General features: G+C 29.2%; 19 protein-coding genes, 5 tRNA genes and 1 pseudogene. 18 read left to right on the top strand and 7 right to left on the bottom strand.

Going from position 1 to position 15,932, the window contains the following annotated elements:
- The first annotated feature begins 124 nt into the window (after nt 1-124).
- Nucleotides 125-1,435: a DUF2179 domain-containing protein gene (locus EXC58_RS01970; RefSeq protein ID WP_223211619.1), complete on the top strand. Its 1,311-nt coding sequence runs from the start codon at nt 125-127 to the stop codon at nt 1,433-1,435.
- A gap of 26 nt (nt 1,436-1,461) precedes the next feature.
- On the opposite strand, the gene EXC58_RS01965 is transcribed toward EXC58_RS01970, so the two are convergent.
- The 6 genes from EXC58_RS01965 to EXC58_RS01940 all read right to left on the bottom strand — a co-directional run bounded on the left by EXC58_RS01965 (nt 1,462) and on the right by EXC58_RS01940 (nt 3,622).
- On the bottom strand, nt 1,462-3,096 hold the full coding sequence (locus tag EXC58_RS01965) for an MAG3240 family lipoprotein (RefSeq protein ID WP_129725369.1): 1,635 nt from the start codon (nt 3,094-3,096) through the stop codon (nt 1,462-1,464).
- Nucleotides 3,097-3,181: 85 nt separating this feature from the next.
- Nucleotides 3,182-3,265: transfer RNA gene (locus EXC58_RS01960), tRNA-Leu, on the bottom strand.
- Between the two features lie 37 nt (nt 3,266-3,302).
- Nucleotides 3,303-3,378, bottom strand: a tRNA-Thr gene (locus tag EXC58_RS01955).
- Between the two features lie 7 nt (nt 3,379-3,385).
- A tRNA-Val gene (locus tag EXC58_RS01950) sits at nt 3,386-3,461 on the bottom strand.
- A gap of 5 nt (nt 3,462-3,466) precedes the next feature.
- Nucleotides 3,467-3,542: transfer RNA gene (locus EXC58_RS01945), tRNA-Glu, on the bottom strand.
- Nucleotides 3,543-3,547: 5 nt separating this feature from the next.
- A tRNA-Asn gene (locus EXC58_RS01940) sits at nt 3,548-3,622 on the bottom strand.
- A 311-nt stretch (nt 3,623-3,933) separates the two neighbouring features.
- Between EXC58_RS01940 and ptsP the strand changes: the two genes are divergently transcribed.
- From ptsP to EXC58_RS04825, 3 genes are all read left to right on the top strand, one after another.
- On the top strand, nt 3,934-5,637 hold the full coding sequence (gene ptsP / locus EXC58_RS01935; RefSeq protein WP_129725368.1) for a phosphoenolpyruvate--protein phosphotransferase: 1,704 nt from the start codon (nt 3,934-3,936) through the stop codon (nt 5,635-5,637).
- Nucleotides 5,638-5,671: 34 nt separating this feature from the next.
- Entirely contained in the window at nt 5,672-6,565 is an 894-nt protein-coding gene (gene whiA, locus EXC58_RS01930; RefSeq protein ID WP_129725367.1) for a DNA-binding protein WhiA, read from the top strand.
- A gap of 103 nt (nt 6,566-6,668) precedes the next feature.
- Nucleotides 6,669-7,010, top strand: a complete 342-nt coding sequence (locus EXC58_RS04825; RefSeq protein WP_223211618.1) for a hypothetical protein — start codon at nt 6,669-6,671, stop codon at nt 7,008-7,010.
- Nucleotides 7,011-7,114: 104 nt separating this feature from the next.
- Here the strand turns inward: EXC58_RS04825 and rpmB are convergent, their stop codons facing one another.
- Nucleotides 7,115-7,306 carry a 50S ribosomal protein L28 gene (rpmB, locus tag EXC58_RS01920; RefSeq protein ID WP_129725366.1) on the bottom strand — a complete coding sequence of 64 codons (192 nt, stop codon included), beginning with the start codon at nt 7,304-7,306 and terminating at the stop codon, nt 7,115-7,117.
- Nucleotides 7,307-7,530: 224 nt separating this feature from the next.
- On the opposite strand from rpmB, the gene EXC58_RS01915 reads away from it, so the two are divergent.
- The 14 genes and pseudogenes from EXC58_RS01915 to rpmC all read left to right on the top strand — a co-directional run bounded on the left by EXC58_RS01915 (nt 7,531) and on the right by rpmC (nt 15,932).
- Nucleotides 7,531-9,183 (top strand): ribonuclease J, encoded by a 1,653-nt coding sequence (locus EXC58_RS01915; RefSeq protein ID WP_129725365.1) that lies wholly within the window; start codon nt 7,531-7,533, stop codon nt 9,181-9,183.
- Nucleotides 9,184-9,186: 3 nt separating this feature from the next.
- Entirely contained in the window at nt 9,187-9,543 is a 357-nt protein-coding gene (locus EXC58_RS01910; protein ID WP_129725364.1) for a hypothetical protein, read from the top strand.
- Nucleotides 9,544-9,734: 191 nt separating this feature from the next.
- Nucleotides 9,735-10,250: a hypothetical protein gene (locus EXC58_RS01905; protein WP_129725363.1), complete on the top strand. Its 516-nt coding sequence runs from the start codon at nt 9,735-9,737 to the stop codon at nt 10,248-10,250.
- 27 nt (nt 10,251-10,277) lie between these two features.
- Entirely contained in the window at nt 10,278-10,625 is a 348-nt protein-coding gene (locus EXC58_RS01900) for a thioredoxin family protein (protein WP_129725362.1), read from the top strand.
- A 221-nt stretch (nt 10,626-10,846) separates the two neighbouring features.
- Nucleotides 10,847-11,155, top strand: a complete 309-nt coding sequence (gene rpsJ / locus EXC58_RS01895) for a 30S ribosomal protein S10 (protein ID WP_129725361.1) — start codon at nt 10,847-10,849, stop codon at nt 11,153-11,155.
- Between the two features lie 21 nt (nt 11,156-11,176).
- On the top strand, nt 11,177-11,974 hold the full coding sequence (gene rplC, locus EXC58_RS01890) for a 50S ribosomal protein L3 (protein WP_129725360.1): 798 nt from the start codon (nt 11,177-11,179) through the stop codon (nt 11,972-11,974).
- A gap of 2 nt (nt 11,975-11,976) precedes the next feature.
- Entirely contained in the window at nt 11,977-12,642 is a 666-nt protein-coding gene (rplD, locus tag EXC58_RS01885) for a 50S ribosomal protein L4 (protein ID WP_129725359.1), read from the top strand.
- Entirely contained in the window at nt 12,642-13,091 is a 450-nt protein-coding gene (gene rplW, locus EXC58_RS01880; protein WP_129725358.1) for a 50S ribosomal protein L23, read from the top strand. The genes rplD and rplW overlap by 1 nt, the downstream gene beginning before the upstream one ends.
- Nucleotides 13,092-13,198: 107 nt before the next feature.
- On the top strand, nt 13,199-14,044 hold the full coding sequence (gene rplB / locus EXC58_RS01875) for a 50S ribosomal protein L2 (protein ID WP_129725357.1): 846 nt from the start codon (nt 13,199-13,201) through the stop codon (nt 14,042-14,044).
- The gene (rpsS, locus tag EXC58_RS01870; RefSeq protein WP_129725356.1) at nt 14,044-14,322 is read left to right on the top strand and encodes a 30S ribosomal protein S19; all 279 of its coding nucleotides are present in this window, start codon (nt 14,044-14,046) and stop codon (nt 14,320-14,322) included. The genes rplB and rpsS overlap by 1 nt, the downstream gene beginning before the upstream one ends.
- Nucleotides 14,322-14,660, top strand: a complete 339-nt coding sequence (gene rplV, locus EXC58_RS01865) for a 50S ribosomal protein L22 (protein ID WP_129725355.1) — start codon at nt 14,322-14,324, stop codon at nt 14,658-14,660. The genes rpsS and rplV overlap by 1 nt, the downstream gene beginning before the upstream one ends.
- A gap of 2 nt (nt 14,661-14,662) precedes the next feature.
- Nucleotides 14,663-15,344, top strand: a pseudogene (gene rpsC, locus EXC58_RS01860) (30S ribosomal protein S3).
- Nucleotides 15,316-15,741: a 50S ribosomal protein L16 gene (gene rplP, locus EXC58_RS01855; RefSeq protein ID WP_129725353.1), complete on the top strand. Its 426-nt coding sequence runs from the start codon at nt 15,316-15,318 to the stop codon at nt 15,739-15,741. The pseudogene rpsC and the gene rplP overlap by 29 nt, the downstream one beginning before the upstream one ends.
- Nucleotides 15,741-15,932 carry a 50S ribosomal protein L29 gene (gene rpmC / locus EXC58_RS01850; RefSeq protein WP_129725352.1) on the top strand — a complete coding sequence of 64 codons (192 nt, stop codon included), beginning with the start codon at nt 15,741-15,743 and terminating at the stop codon, nt 15,930-15,932. The genes rplP and rpmC overlap by 1 nt, the downstream gene beginning before the upstream one ends.

The following is a 15,932-nucleotide window of genomic DNA, read 5'->3' as shown; positions in this document are numbered from 1 at the left end:
TTGAAAATATGAATATTTTTTCCACATTTTAATTTTATGCTTTTGTTTTTGTTAAAAAGTGGTGTAATTAAATTAATGACCCATTTTGTAAAAGGGTTTTTAATTTTTTATGTTGGAGGTTGATTTGTTTTGAAGAAAAAATAATAAAGATTCCAATTTAAACAAACCTCAAGTTATTGAAAAAGCTCACACAGTGTATAAAAAAACTAGAATGTCTAATTTTGGTTTAAAGCTAAATTATTTTTACTCTTATTTACCAATGCCAAAGTTAATTTTTATTACTGTAACAACTGCAATTATTTTTGGAGTTATTAGTGTCTTTTTTGTTAAAAATGTTGGAATTTACAATTTTGGATTGGCTGCCTTTGGTCAAGCTATTGCTAGATTAATTATTGTTAAGCTAGCTGGAAGTGTATCTCCAGGACTGTTAAATGGAATTGATCAGTTGGTGTTTTGGCTTGCTTATATTATACTAAGTATCCCAATTTTTGTGCTTGGATATAAAAAAATAGGGAAAATTTTTGGACATTTAACAGTAATTTTTTTAGTAGTTTCTTCTTTAGTTTCTTTTTCAATTGGATTTATTAATGGAGCCAATGATGTATATGTAATTGGAAATTTTGGAAATAAGGATGTTAAGGATTTGATTAAAGATATTGCCAAAAATTCTAATATATTAGCAAACATGAAAGAGAATTTATTGAAATTATCTCCGCTTATTCCGCTTAGTTGACAAGAAGGTGGGAATATTATCGCTTTAATTATTATCGCTATTTTTTATGGAGTAATTTTAGCTTGAATTTTTGCAATAATTCAAATTATCGGCGGAACAGCGGGAGTTACCGGAATTTTAGGGGAATGATATTCAAACGAAACTCAAAAATCATTTGGGACTATTTCTGGATATTTAAATATTGTTATTATTATCATTTCAGTTTTAGTAGGGTCATGATTACCGGGTTCTTTGTATATTCAAATGATCAGTAATTTAGTTGAATCTAAAAATATCAATCATCTGTTATCAGATGGTTCTTTAAAAACTTTAGAAAAACTTAAGGAAAATGCTTGAGGTTTTGAATTTTATTTATCACCTAATTTTGTGGCTACATTTATTACCAATGTCGCTTATATTATGGTTTTAAACAAAATTTATCCTAAGTTTAAACTTGTTAAAGTTGAAATTTTTTCAAAAAAATATAGTCTTATTGAAGAAAAAATAACTAATGATCGTAAAATTGTGATTAAACTAACTTCTTTTGTTGCTCAATCACATAATAATGAGGAGCAAACCCATATTTTAAAAACTGTCACTTTATTTAGACAAGTTCCAAGAATGCTTAAAAAAATTCATCAATATGATCCAGATGCATTTGTGGCAATATCAGAAGTTTCAAGTATTGATGGCTATATTTATTTGCCAAGCGAAAAATTTTAAAATAAAAAATGGTTTCAAACCATTTTTTATTTGTAAAATTGTGGATAAACACTCAAATTTAAAGAATTTTTGTTTTTGAATTTATTAATATCTGAATAATCAAATCCTCTAAAACCACCAATTTTAAGATTCTTTAGGTTTAAAAGAATTTTATTATTTTTTAAGTTAGTAATATCTAAACTTAAAATTATTTGACCTAAATTTTGTGGATCTGTTTTAATATTTTTTATTTGAATATCAAGTGGAGAAAAACCTTGAGTGTTTTCAAAATCAAACAAGTAAGAGTTTAAAATAACAGCAACTTGAGCAACTATTCATTGCAAAGGATTTTGTCTTAAAAGGTTATCGCTAAATTCATAAGGATCAAATTCTTTCATTTTGACACCATTTCAAATAGCTTCATTATCTTTGTTAAGATACAAAAAATAATCAAATATTTTTTGTAAATTTGCTTGAGCAAAATCTTCTAAAGATAATGAAGATTTAATTTTCATTTCTTTATTATCTGAATATTGGTCAAAATTACTCAAAGTGTAATCAAAATTATTTTCAAAATTTAAATTATCATTTACAAAATATCCACTAAGAACGTGATGATGTTTACTAAAATCTACCGAATATCATCGGTATTGTTTTTTGCTCTCATTTTCTAATGTAATAGGAAAAATCAAACCAGAATTATTTAGTGGTAAATGAAGAGGAATTTCAAAAGATTTTTCTAAATTAACCCTTAAAGGAGTTTTTAAATTAACCGAATGAATGTTTATATATCTTTGTAAATATTTAAGCAGCACCAAAAATCCTTTTGCTGAAATTTTATGTAAAATTGAAGAATTTTCAATTAGACTCTCATATGAATTGATTAAAAGTGGATTATTTTTAAATAAAAATTCAAGGTCATTAAATTTTTCGTTTAATAATACTTCAGAATCGTTAATATTTAAGTCAAAATTTCGATTTCAAGTTTTTCTTTGATTATAATCTTTAAAATTAGGGAGCTCAAACTTGAACTTTTTTCAATTTGGGAACAAATCTTGGTTTTGTTCATTTTTAAGAGAAATTAAAACACTTTTATCATTGTTAAATATTATTTCAACATGCGAAAAATGTGGAATTTCAAAAGCTTTTAAGTAAAATGATAATACTTTTGCTAAATACTCTTGCTGTTCTTTATTTTTTAAAAAAGCTTCAAATCTTATTTCAGAAAAATTAATTCAATTAGGAATTGCTAATTTAAATAAATCTTTATTAAGAAAAATATCAAAAAGAGCATATTGTAAATTCGGAAAAAAGGATAAATTATTAAATTTTTCCTTTTTAATTGAATTTAAGTAATTATTAGAAGAAAAAATTTTCAATTCCTCAACTTTAATTTCGCTATTTTGATAAAGAATTTCTAAATCATTATTAAATTTCTTTAAAAATAAATTATTTTTTTGTTCTTTTAATTTTTCAACTTGAATTTTATTTTCCTTAAAATTAATTTGATTAAAAAATAAATGATTCTTAATTAAATAATTTAATTGCTCTTTGTTATATACTCAATCAAATAATTTTTGATTAAAATCATTGGTTTGGACTTGAATTTTTGAACATGAAAAAGCAAGCATTGTAAAACTATTTAGTGCTAAAATTGTCCATAAAAGTTTTTTAAGTTTCATATATTCCTTATCAGTAATATTATAGCAGTAAATAATTCAATTAAACCCTTAAAGAAGTATAAAAAAAGATGCCTTAAGCATCATATGGTGCGCGAGGAGGGACTCGAACCCTCATGCCGGAGGCACTAGAGCCTAAATCTAGCGTGTCTGCCAATTTCACCACCCGCGCACAGTAAAAATTTTATAAAAAAAGGCACTAAGTTGCCTGGTGCCGTCTATAGGACTCGAACCTACGACCTACTGATTACAAGTCAGTTGCTCTACCAACTGAGCTAAGACGGCGATAATATGGTGGAGAATAAGGGACTCGAACCCATGACATTCGCCTTGTAAGGGCGACGCTCTCCCAACTGAGCTAATTCTCCGAAAATGGCAGTCTGTACGGGGATCGAACCCGTGCGTGCATGGATGAAAACCATGTGTGTTAACCTCTTCACCAACAGACCATAAATGGCGCCGATTATTGGGATTGAACCAACGACCAACTGGTTAACAGCCAGCTGCTCTACCGCTGAGCTAAATCGGCAAGTGTGTTCAGCTTATTAATTATAACATTAAAATAACTTTTTAAAAATATTTTAAATGTTTTTATTTTCTTGCACAACGCCCGTCGTTTCGTTGCTTTATAATATTAACATAAAAAATAAAATCATTAAAAATTTTCTTATTTTTATCATAAGAAAACCTAAAATAGTTAAAAATTCACAATAAATTTGAATTTTTTATAAATATTATTATAAAAAAATTAAAATATTAGTTAAGACAATTATTTAATGACTTTTATAATATTATTAAGTTATTAACTATTTTATTATATGAATATTAACAGGAGAAATAATGACAATAAAAGGTATTGGTGCTTCACAAGGTGTTGCAATTGCTAAAGTTTTTAAAATCGAAGAAATTAAACTTAGCTACAATAAATCAACAACAAATGTTGAAGCCTCATTAAAAAAATACAATGACGCTAGAGAAGCAGTAATTGCAAATATTCAAAAATCAAAAGAATTAGCTAAAGATCCAGAGCATGCAGGGATTTTTGAAGCACATTTAAACTTTGTAACTGATGAATATGCAGTTTCAAGCGTTACTGATTTAATTAAAAACGAAAATTATTCATCTGAATATGCAATTGAAAGTTTTTATAAACAATTTGCTGATATGCTTTCAGGTCTTGATGAATATATGCGTGAAAGAGTTGCAGATGTTCATGATGTTGCTAAAAAGTTAATTTACTCAATTCAAGGAATTGAAGAAAAAGATTTAAGCGGAATAAGTGAAGAAGTAATTATTGTTGCAGAAGATCTTTCTCCTTCTCAAACCGTGCAACTTGATAAAAAATATGTAAAAGGTTTTGTAACCAATATTGGAGGAACTACCTCTCATACAGCCATTATGGCTCGTAGCTTAGGAATTCCTTCAGTTGTAGGAACTAATGTAATTATGGAGAAAGTTCAAAGCGGAGATCTTTTGGCTTTAGACGGAAGTAAGGGGGTTGTTGTAGTTTCTCCAAATGAAGATGAAATTGCACAATTTAAGGAAGCGGAAGAACAATATAAACTTTATTTAGAAAGACTCACTAACTTAAAAGGACAACCTTCAGTAACAGTTGATGGACATCATATTGAAATTGCCGCAAATATTGGAACTCCTAAGGATTTAGAATCGGTTTTAAGTAATGATGCTGAAGGAGTTGGTTTATTTAGATCAGAATTTTTATACATGGATAATGAAAATTGACCTTCTGAAGAAGAGCAATTTCAAGCTTATAAAACTGTAGTTGAGGGAATGAAAGGAAAAAGAGTCGTTATTAGAACTTTAGATATTGGTGGAGATAAAACTTTAAAATACTTTAAATTCCCAAGCGAGATGAATCCTTTTTTAGGATATCGTGCAATTAGATTTTGTTTACAAAATCCTGAAATTTTCAAAACTCAACTTAGAGCCTTAATTAGAGCAAGTGAATTTGGGAATGTAGCCATTATGTTTCCAATGATTACTAATGTTCAAGAATTTTTAGACGCTAAAAAAATGTATCTTGAAGCATATGAAGAAGTGTATGTAAACAATCAAAACATTGCTCCAAAAGATAAAATTCAAGTTGGGCTTATGATGGAAACTCCTGCAGCTGCAGTACTTTCGGACCAATTCTCAAAATATGCAGATTTTGTTTCAATTGGAACAAATGATTTAATTCAATACTCAATGGCTGCTGACCGGATGAATGAAAATATTTCATATTTATACCAACCACTTAATCCTTCAATTTTAAGAATTATTAAAATGATTATTGATGGTGCACACAAGCACGGGAAATGAGCAGGTATGTGCGGAGAAATGGCCGGAGATCCTCAAGCACTTCCGTTATTACTTGGACTTGGTCTTGATGAATTTTCAATGTCGGCTTCAAGTGTACTTAGAAGTAGAGAATTAACTCGTAAACTAAGTCATAAAGAAATGCAAGAGTTAGCTAATAAAGCTTTACAACTTGATACTCAAGCTGAAGTTGAGCAATTACTAGAATCAACCCTTAACAAATAGGCCTTTGGCCTATTTTTTGTTTTATAATTATTTTATGAAAACAAGTTCAACTAACGAAATTAAAAGAGAAATAATTAAGGCTAAAAAAATAAAAGAAATTCAGGCTTTTTTATTAGGTCTATTAATTGTTAATTCACCAACATTGCAAGTTTATGATGAAAAAATTTTTGAAATAAAAAGCATTCAATTGCAAAAAGAAATTATAAGAATGTGTAAAAAACTCAAAATTAAATTCGTTATTCCACAAAATTCAAGTAAAAAAATTATCATTACCGAACACAAATTACTATTTCCTGAACTTGAATCTTTACAATGAGATGATGTTGCAATTGATAGTGGAAATACTGATTTAAGCAAGTTTTTCGCTGGAGTATTTTTTGCTGGTGGAACCATTTCTAACCTTAATTCAAAATCATATTTTTTATATATCAGTGCTAAAAATAAAGATAATTTGCTTAAAATTCAAGAAATTTTAAATCAGTATGAATTTGATTTTAAATATCAATTTAAAAAAAATAAACACACTATTTATATTCGTAGTATTGATTTAATCATTGAATTTTTATCAGCAATTGAGGCTAAAAAAGCGTATTTTGAATATTTGGATTTAAAAATCAAGCGTGATATGTATAGTATGGTTAATCGGATTAATAATTTAGATTTTGCAAATCTTAAAAAAATCGCTTCCACTTCAATTAATTATGTAGAATTAATTAATTATGTTTATGAACATAATTTAGAAGAAAAATTTAGTGATAATGAACTTGTTTTTCATCGAATTAGATTAGAAAACCCTGGGCTTTCATTAACTTATATTGTCAATATTTTGCAAAGCGAACATAATATTTTTATTACTAAAGCTGGATTAAATCACTGAAATAGAAAACTTAAAAAAGTAGTTTTAGCACACCAAAAATTAAATCAATAATTATTAACGCATTAATTCAGTATTAAAATTAATTTGTTATAATTTAAATTATCTAGTATAATGATTTTTATACTGAAGAGATCTTATATTTTAGGAGAAATCTATGAACGAAAAATTAGAAAAGTACGCAGATGCTTACGAACACTATTCTAAATTAAAAGTGGAAAATAAAATAATCGAAAAACGTGTTAGATTTGGTCTTATTAAAAAACTCAAATTAGGAATGTATGGCCCTGTTGCTGAGTATGAAGAAGAACAACCAGCTAAAGAATGAAGTAAATTAAGTAAAATTATATTAATTACTATTTTAGTTATTTCGCTTGTTTTACTTGCTGTGTTTATCGCATATTTAGCTGATTTCTTCATTTACAAAGATACTGAATTTGATGGTCTTTTATTAACCAAAGCACAAAGATTCCACGGAATTTTCTGAAGATACTTTTAATCATAATTTCAAATCAAAAAAGCAGTTTTACTGCTTTTTTGTATTTATTAGGAAAAAATTACAGTAAAAAATCAGCTGATCAGACTGACTTTAAAATTATTACTTTAAGCTAAACCTTTAGTTTTAAGTGTTTTAATAGTTTTAGCTGAAACTCTAAGTGTTTGTTTACGTCCACCAATGACAACTTTAATTTTTTGCAAATTAACATTAAATTTACGTTTTGAAGCATTCATTGCGTGTGAACGAGTGTTTCCGCTCATAGGACCTTTACCGGTTAAGACGTCTCTTCTGGCCATAATATTTTCCTTTCTATTTAGCTAATTATTTTTTTAAAATAAGTATGATTATTATACTAAAAAAAGCAAAAAATCAAACAAATTGCTTTGACCCTTAGAAACGAACAAAAAAGTGTATTTTTTATCCACAAATCAACAGCGATTAGTTCCTTTTTGTTATAATTAAAAATATTAATATACAATGAACTTAACTTTCACTTTTAATAATTTTTTCAAGGAGAACAATGGAACAAATAAATATTTTTGCTCTTGGTGGCCAAGATGAAAATGGCAAAAACTGCTATGTTTTTGAATACAATAGTAGTATTTACATAATAAATAGTGGAGTAAAAATTCCAATTAATTCAAGCAATGGAGTTGATGCATTAATTCCGGATTTTTCATACTTAGTAAAACATAAAAAAAGAATTAAAGGAGTTTTTATTACCGATATTAAAAACGAAAGCTTTAGTGCTTTACCGTGACTTGTAATGAAAATTCCTGGAATTAAAATTTATACTAGTGCTTTTAATAAAATTATCATTATCGATCGTTTACAAAAGTATAAAATTAGTGAAAAAGATTACAAAATTCAAGTTATTAACAATGAAGTTCGCTTTGATAATTTAACTGTTAGTCCAATTAAACTAGCTGGAAGTATTCCTGAATCACTAGGATTTAATTTTAAAACTCAAAATGGTTCATATTTGTTTATGTTTAACTTTGTTGAAGGAAATTTGGGATTATACGGAAATTTAAATTTTAATAATTTACAAAAATCACTTTGAGATACTCGAGTTAATGTTCTTGTTTGTGATGCAGGAAAAAGTAGCGGAAAAGGACGAGCAATTGATAAACTCGAGCTTCCGGATTTTATTAAAGATGTCTTTTTAAAAGCTGGTCAGCAAGAAAGAATTATTGTTGGAGCTTATGATGAAGATATGGTTCAGCTTCAACAAGTATTAAATATGGCCATTGCAACTAATCGCCCTGTGTGTGCATACGGAAAAACTTATGGACAATTTATTTATTTAATTAGCAAAATTTCCAAAGATTTTCCGCTTCCACAGATGTTTGATTATCGCCAAATTAACAAACATAAAAATGCCATTATTTTAGTTACTGGTTCAATTGAGCGATTATTTTTAAGATTTGTTCGAATTACTGCTAAACGTGATGTTTATTTAAAACTTAAAAATACTGATAATGTTATTATGATGGCTCATCCAGTTAATGGACTTGAGTCTTTTGCAGCTGCTACTCTTGATGAAATAGCAAAAATTACTTCAAAACTTTATGATATTAATGAAAGTCAGTTTTATAAGCATCATCCAACCAGAGAAGATATTGCGAATTTAGTAGCGGCTATTAAACCAAAATATTTTATCCCTGCTCAAGGACTTTATCGTTATTTAGTTGATGCAGCAAATTACATCAACAACGATCCGGTGTTATCAAAACAGACTAAAACTTTAATTCTTCTAAATGGTAAAATTGCACATTTTACTAACGAAAAACTTTTTAGTCAAAATGGAAAAATCCAAGAAATTGGAGACACAATTATTGATGGATTTGGAATTGGTGATATTTCTTCAGAAGTAATTGCTGAAAGAGAATCGCTTGGACGTGAGGGGGTAATTATTATTAATTTACTTTATTCATCAAAACAAAAACGTATCACAAGCGATTTATTTATTGATTATATTGGAGTTATTGATGATAAAGATAAAGTTGAAATTAGTGAATTAATCAAAAATGTATTAATAAATGTTATTGAAACTAAAGATTTTAGTTCAATGAAAGATTTAAACGAAAAAATTCGTAAAGCAGTTCGTAAAAGAATTTATAAACTAACTGAAAAAGATCCAATGGTTGTGTTAGGAATTAATAATATTTAATATATGAAAGCAAAGCATCTTAATAAATTTTTAAATTTATCTGTTGTTGAAAGAAAAGTTATTAATCAAGTTTTTGTTAGCACCACTAAAAGAAAAATCTTACTAATAATACTTCCGCTAATTAGTATTTTTTTGCTTACGTCCACATTTGTTGCAATATTTGCCAATATTAGAATTTTTAATATTTTTTATAAATATGCAATTAATTTGCCTTTAGGGAACTTGGTTTTTTTAGTTTCGCTATTGTTAATGGTGTGATGAATAATACTTTTATTGCAAAAAAGATTAAGCCAAAATGCTTATTCGTGATTTAACAAAACCAAAAAAATTTCATATGAAAATCTTAAAAAGTTATTTTAAAAGCCTTTTTTTACTTATTTGTTATTGTTGCTTTAGCTGATCATATTATTTTTTACTTTTATAATCAAACCAATAATTTATTTGAGTTTAAATTTAGCCCCGAAAGCGTTTTAAAATTATATCAGAGCGGATTTTGAAATAATTTAGCTTTAAGTGAACTTGCAACTTTTAACTTTAAGCATATTGGATTTTTGTTCGAACCAGTTTTTAATTTATTTTATTTATTTGGATTTACTTGATTTGGCGCTTTAGGAATGGAATTTTTACTTACAATATTTTTTGTTTTAGATATTTATTATTTATCTTTAAGAAAAAAACCGTTTTTAAAACTTCAAAAACTTACACTCCCAGAATATGTGCAAAAAATTCAAAATGATACTGAAATTATTCCTGCTACAAATGATTTTAATACTTACATAGATTTTTTATTTAATGCTTGTAGGTATTTAAAAATTAATTATCAAGAATTGTCGCTTTTTAAAATTGAAAAACTAGTTAAAAAAAGATTAAAAACTAAAAAGGATATTAATTTAATTATTAATCCAAATCATAACGACATTAGTCAAAATAATTCAATCAAAAATAACCTTATATCCACAAATGTGGAGCAAATAAATACTAATATAAACAATCAAATCAATCCAAAATCACAACTATTATTTAATACCGAAGAATTTGAATTTGATGATAATTCTTCAAAAAAATAATTAAACAATTTAACTAAGGAGTCAAAAATGAAAAAACTATTATGAAAACAAGCCCAAAAGCTTCTTGAAGATAATAAAAACAATCAACTTATTTTCTTAGCTTTTACAGTACAATGATGTGGTGATTGTAAAATGATGAGTCCAATTATTAATAAAATAGCATTAAAATATAAAAACTTAAAGAAAATTAGTTTTATTGAAGTTGATGCTGAAGAAGCTAATTTGCTCAGAGATCCAAACACTAATTGAGAAGTTTTAAAAGTCCCAACTTTTATTTTGCTACAAGGTCAAAACATCGTTGAAAAAGGATATGAATACATTCCTGAAGAAATTTTAATTGACTGAATTGAAAAGCGTTTATCAGCAATTTCTTAGTATTTTCACTCTTCTGAAAGCATAAAAAATAATACGATATACCAAAACACGGGGTAAATTTAAAAAACCCCGATTTTTTATTTCTGTTTTTTAACTTTTACTTTATAATTAAAAAGCAACTATAACGATGAACTATAAGGTTGTTAATGGGCCAGTTTGTTGTCAAGGACTCATTAAGTTTTTATAGGGAGTTAGGTTCAAAAAAGAACAAAGGAGACAACATGAGCAAATTAAACATCAAGGTAAAAGGATTTGATCACGCACTTGTTGATGATGCCGCAAAAAAAGTGTATCACACTGCTAAAGCAGTTAATGTCAAAGTAAGTGGTCCAATTCCTCTTCCTACCAAAAGAGATGAAATCACAATTCTTAGATCAGTTCACGTTAATAAAAAATCACGTGAACAATTTGAAAGTAGAACCCATCAAAGACTAGTTGTTGTTAGTGGTGCTACTGAAGAATTCACTGATAAATTAAACAGACTTGAACTTCCATATGGTGTTGCAGTTCAAGTAAAAGTTTCAAAATAAACTTATTTTTAAGGAGAAATTATGAAAGGAATCTTAGGCCGTAAAGTTGGAATGACTCAAATTTACACTGACTTAGGAAAATCAATCCCAGTTACTGTAATTGAAGTTCAACCAAATGTTGTATCAAAAGTATTGACCTTAGAAAAAGACGGTTATGTAGCAACTCAACTTGCAACTGTTGAAAAAAAAGCTTCACGTGTTAATAAACCTGATGCTGGTCAATTTTCAAAAGCAAATACAACACCTAAGCGCTACGTAAAAGAAGTTCGTAATATGTCAGGTTATGAACTTGGACAAACAGTTACAGCAGATCTTTTTAAAGCTGGAGAACTTGTAGATGTTACCGGAACTTCAAAAGGAAAAGGATTTGCTGGAACTATTAAAAGACACAACCAACACATTGGTCCTAAATCACACGGGGGTGGTGGTGGAAGCCAACCTGTAAGACAAACTGGGTCTCTTGGAGATATCTCAGGGAACCGTGTTTACAAAGGAATGACAATGCCAGGTCACCTTGGGCATGTTAAAACCACCGTTCAAAACCTAGAAGTTATTAAAGTGGACGTGGAAAACGGATTACTTTTAATTAAAGGTTCAATTCCAGGGCCTAAAAAATCACTTGTTGTAGTTAAAGAAGCAATCAAAGGTCTTCCAAGCAAAGAAGCTACTAAACTTGTTGATATTAAAGAAGTTCTACTTATGAATGAACTTGTTGAAAAAGCTAAAAAATACCACATTGAAGTTACTGTTGGTATGCATTCAAGCGAACTTGCGCAATTAATTGCTGAGGCTGAAGCTAAAGAAGAAGGAGAAAAATAATTATGGCTAAAACAACTACTAAAGCTAATAAAGTTTCTTCAAATGTTACAGTAGCTAAAGACTCAAAATTAGAGAAAGTGCAATTTGAAGCAAATTTGCCAGCAAATTTATTTGCTAGTGAAAAAATTTATGAACAAGCAATTTTTGACACCATTTTATCAGAAAGAGCTTCACGTAGACAAGGAACTCACCAAGTTAAAAACCGTGCTGAAGTAGCTGGTTCAGGCAAAAAACCTTGAAGACAAAAAGGAACAGGTCGTGCTCGTCATAGCTCAATGCGTTCACCAATTTGAGTTGGTGGAGGAAGAGCTTTTGGGCCTCAAGCTGAGAAAAACTACTCACTTAAAGTTAACAAAAAAGTTAGACACAATGCATTTGTTTCAGCACTTACATTACTTGCACAAGATAAAGCAGTTCTTGTTGATGATTTAAAATTAGAAGTAATTTCAACTAAAGCATTAAACTTAAAACTTAAAGAGTTAAGTGTAAATCATTTAAAACATGTACTTGTTGTAACTGAAAATTATGAAGTTTTTAAATCAGCAAACAACTTACCAAATGTAGCAACTTCAAAAGCTAATTCACTTAGTGTTGAAGCACTTGTTGGTGCAGATGTGATGATTATTTCTCACGAAAGTTTATCGATTTTAGAAGGGAGAGCTAAATAATGGAATTAACTAAAGTTATTACAGCTCCTGTGTTAACAGAAAAAACCTATCAACAAATGTCAAATGGAGTTTACACTTTTAAAGTTGATTATCACGCTAACAAATTTCAAATTGCAAATGCAGTTGAACAAATTTTTAAAGTTAAAGTTGAAAAAGTTAATACTATTAAAGTTGATAAAAAACCTAAAAATGTAGGACGTTTTCACGGATTTACCAATAGATACAAAAAAGCAATGGTAACTCTTGTAGCTGGTCAAGAAATTAACTTCTTCCCCAACGAAGAAGTTAAACCAGTTAAAGAACAAGTTGCTAAAGAAGAGAGAAAAAACCTTGCTTCTGATGTGGAAAAACGTGTGGCAGCAAAACTTGCTTCTAAAAAAACTGCTACCAAAACCAATGCAAACACTTCAAAAACTACAATGCATCGTAAAGTTGGTGGTGGAGAATAATTCTCTTTTAATCAACTATTAATGATTATATTTATTAAATAAAGCGGAAAGAAGCTTGCTTAAAAGACAGATCCGCAACTATTTTTAAGCAAAGGAGAAAAGACATTATGGCTATTAAATATCATAAGCCAACTACTAACGGTAGAAGAAACATGTCTTCTCTTGATTTTAAACAAAATTTATCTGGTCATGCACCTGAAAAATCACTTATGGTGATTTTAAAAAATAATGCAGGAAGAAATAACCAAGGTAAAATTACTGTTAGACATCACGGAGGACGTGTTAAAAGATTCTATAGATTAGTAGACTTTAAACGTAATAAAGACAATATTCCAGCTGTAGTTAAAACAATTGAATATGACCCAAACCGGTCAGCAAACATTAGCTTACTTGCTTATGCAGATGGAGAAAAAAGATACATTATTGCCCCTAAAGGAATTAAAGTTGGGCAAAAAGTTATTTCAGGAGAAAACGTTGATATTGTTGTTGGTAATGCATTACCACTAGCAAATATTCCTGATGGAACATTTGTTCATAACGTTGAAATGCAACCTGGTGGTGGAGCTATTATTGCTCGTTCAGCAGGAACAGCAGCCCAAATTCTTGGGAAAGATGATGATGGAAAATACGTTGTTTTAAAACTTAAATCAGGTGAAACACGTCGTATTTTAGCTCGTTGTCGTGCAACTATTGGAACTGTTGGGAATGAAGAACATTTACTTGTTAATGTCGGAAAAGCTGGAATTAACAGACACAAAGGAATTAGACCTACAGTTCGTGGATCAGTTATGAACCCTGTAGATCACCCACATGGAGGAGGGGAAGGAAAACAACCAGTTGGTCGTAAAGCTCCTCTTACTCCTTGAGGGAAAAAAGCTCTTGGTGTGAAAACTAGAAAAACTAAAAAATCTTCAAATAAACTGATTTTAAGAAGAAGAAAGGATGCTAAATAATGGCACGTAGTCTCAAAAAAGGTCCATTTGCTGATGAGCATTTACTTAAAAAAGTTGATGCCATTTTAGAAGGCAAAGCACCCAAAAAACCAATTAAAACTTGATCAAGACGTTCAACTATTTTCCCAAGTTTTGTTGGTTTAACATTTGCAGTTCACAATGGAAAAGTATTTAATGAAGTATATATAACCGATGATATGGTCGGTCACAAACTTGGAGAATTTTCACCAACAAGAACATTCTCAGGTCATGGTGCAGATAAAGGTAAGAAAAAATAATGCAACAAGCAAAAGCACACGTTAAATTACAAAGAGTTAGCGTTTCAAAAGCTAAACTTGTAGCTAATCTTTTCCGTGGAAAAGATGTCAAAATGGCATTGTCATTATTACACAATACCAGTAAAAAATCTGCTCGAATCTTCTTGAAATTACTTAATTCAGCCATTGCAAATGCTACTAATAACCATGGAATGGACGCATCAAAATTATTCGTAAAAGAAGTTTATGTTAATGAAGGCCCTACTCTTAAAAGATTCCAACCAAGAAGCCAAGGTCGAGCTTATTCTATTTTTAAACGTACATCAAATTTATCAATTGTTTTAGAGGAGAAAAACTAATTATGGGACAAAAGGTCAATCCAAATGGATTCCGTTATGGAATTACCAAAGCACACAATTCAACTTGATATGCTGATAAAGCTAACTTTGGAACTCAATTAGTTGAAGATGCTAAAATCTATAAGTTTTTTGATAAATATGTACGTGAATACCAACTTGGTAAAGTAAATGTTCAAAGAAACCAAAAAAATAAAGTTAACGTAGTTTTACACACTGCTAAACCTGCAGTTGTACTTGGAAGTGAAGGAAAAAACATTCAAGAATTAACTTTAAAACTCAAAAAAGCACTTAAAAATAAAAACCTTGATGTTAATTTGCAAGTGTTAGAACTTAAAAACCCTGATTTAAATGCAAGATTACTTGCAGAAATGATTGCTCAAAAACTTGAAAATCGTGAGAGATTTCGTACCGCTCAAAAGATTGCTATTCGTAGTGCAATGCGTAATGGAGCTAAAGGAATTAAAACTGCCGTTTCAGGTCGTTTAAATGGAGTTGATATGGCTCGTACTGAAGGATATTCAGAAGGAGAAATGAAACTACATACTCTTAGACAAAACGTAGATTATGCAACTGCAACAGCTCGTACAACTTATGGAGCTATTGGAGTTAAAGTTTGAGTATCACTTGGAGAAATTTTGGAAGGAGAAAATAAATAATGCTTCAACCAAAAAGAACCAAATATAGAAAACCATTTTTAGTAAAACACGACAAACGTAAAGCAACTAAAGGAAACACTGTTGCTTTTGGTGAATATGGTCTTAAAGCTGTAACTAGTGCGTGAGTTGACGCTCGTCAAATTGAATCAGCTCGTATTGCAGCAACTAGACATATGGGTCGTGAAGGGGATGTTATTATTCGTATCTTCCCACATTTTTCAAAAACCTCTAAACCTATCGGAGTTCGTATGGGTTCAGGAAAAGGGGCTCCTGAAAAATGATACACAGCTGTTAAAGTTGACACTGTAATGTTTGAAGTGGCTGGAGTTTCAGAGGAAGTTGCTCGTGAAGCTTTAAGACTTGCTGGTCATAAATTGCCGGTTAAATGAAAAATTGTATCAAGAAACCAAGAAGGAAGTAACTAATGCTATATAAAGATTTGCTAAATAAATCAGCTGAAGAATTACAAAATCTAGTTCAAGATTTAAAAGCTGAACTTTGAACATTACGTTTCCAAAATACTACCGGTTCACTTGATCAAACTCACAAAATCAATTTACTTAAAAAAGATATTGCTAGAGCACTAACAGCATTAAATCAAAAAGGAGCTAAATAA

This window comes from Mycoplasmopsis citelli (assembly GCF_900660645.1).
GTDB classification, from domain to species: domain Bacteria; phylum Bacillota_I; class Bacilli_A; order Mycoplasmatales; family Metamycoplasmataceae; genus Mycoplasmopsis; species Mycoplasmopsis citelli.
This window is presented reverse-complemented; position numbering and strand designations above follow the sequence as displayed.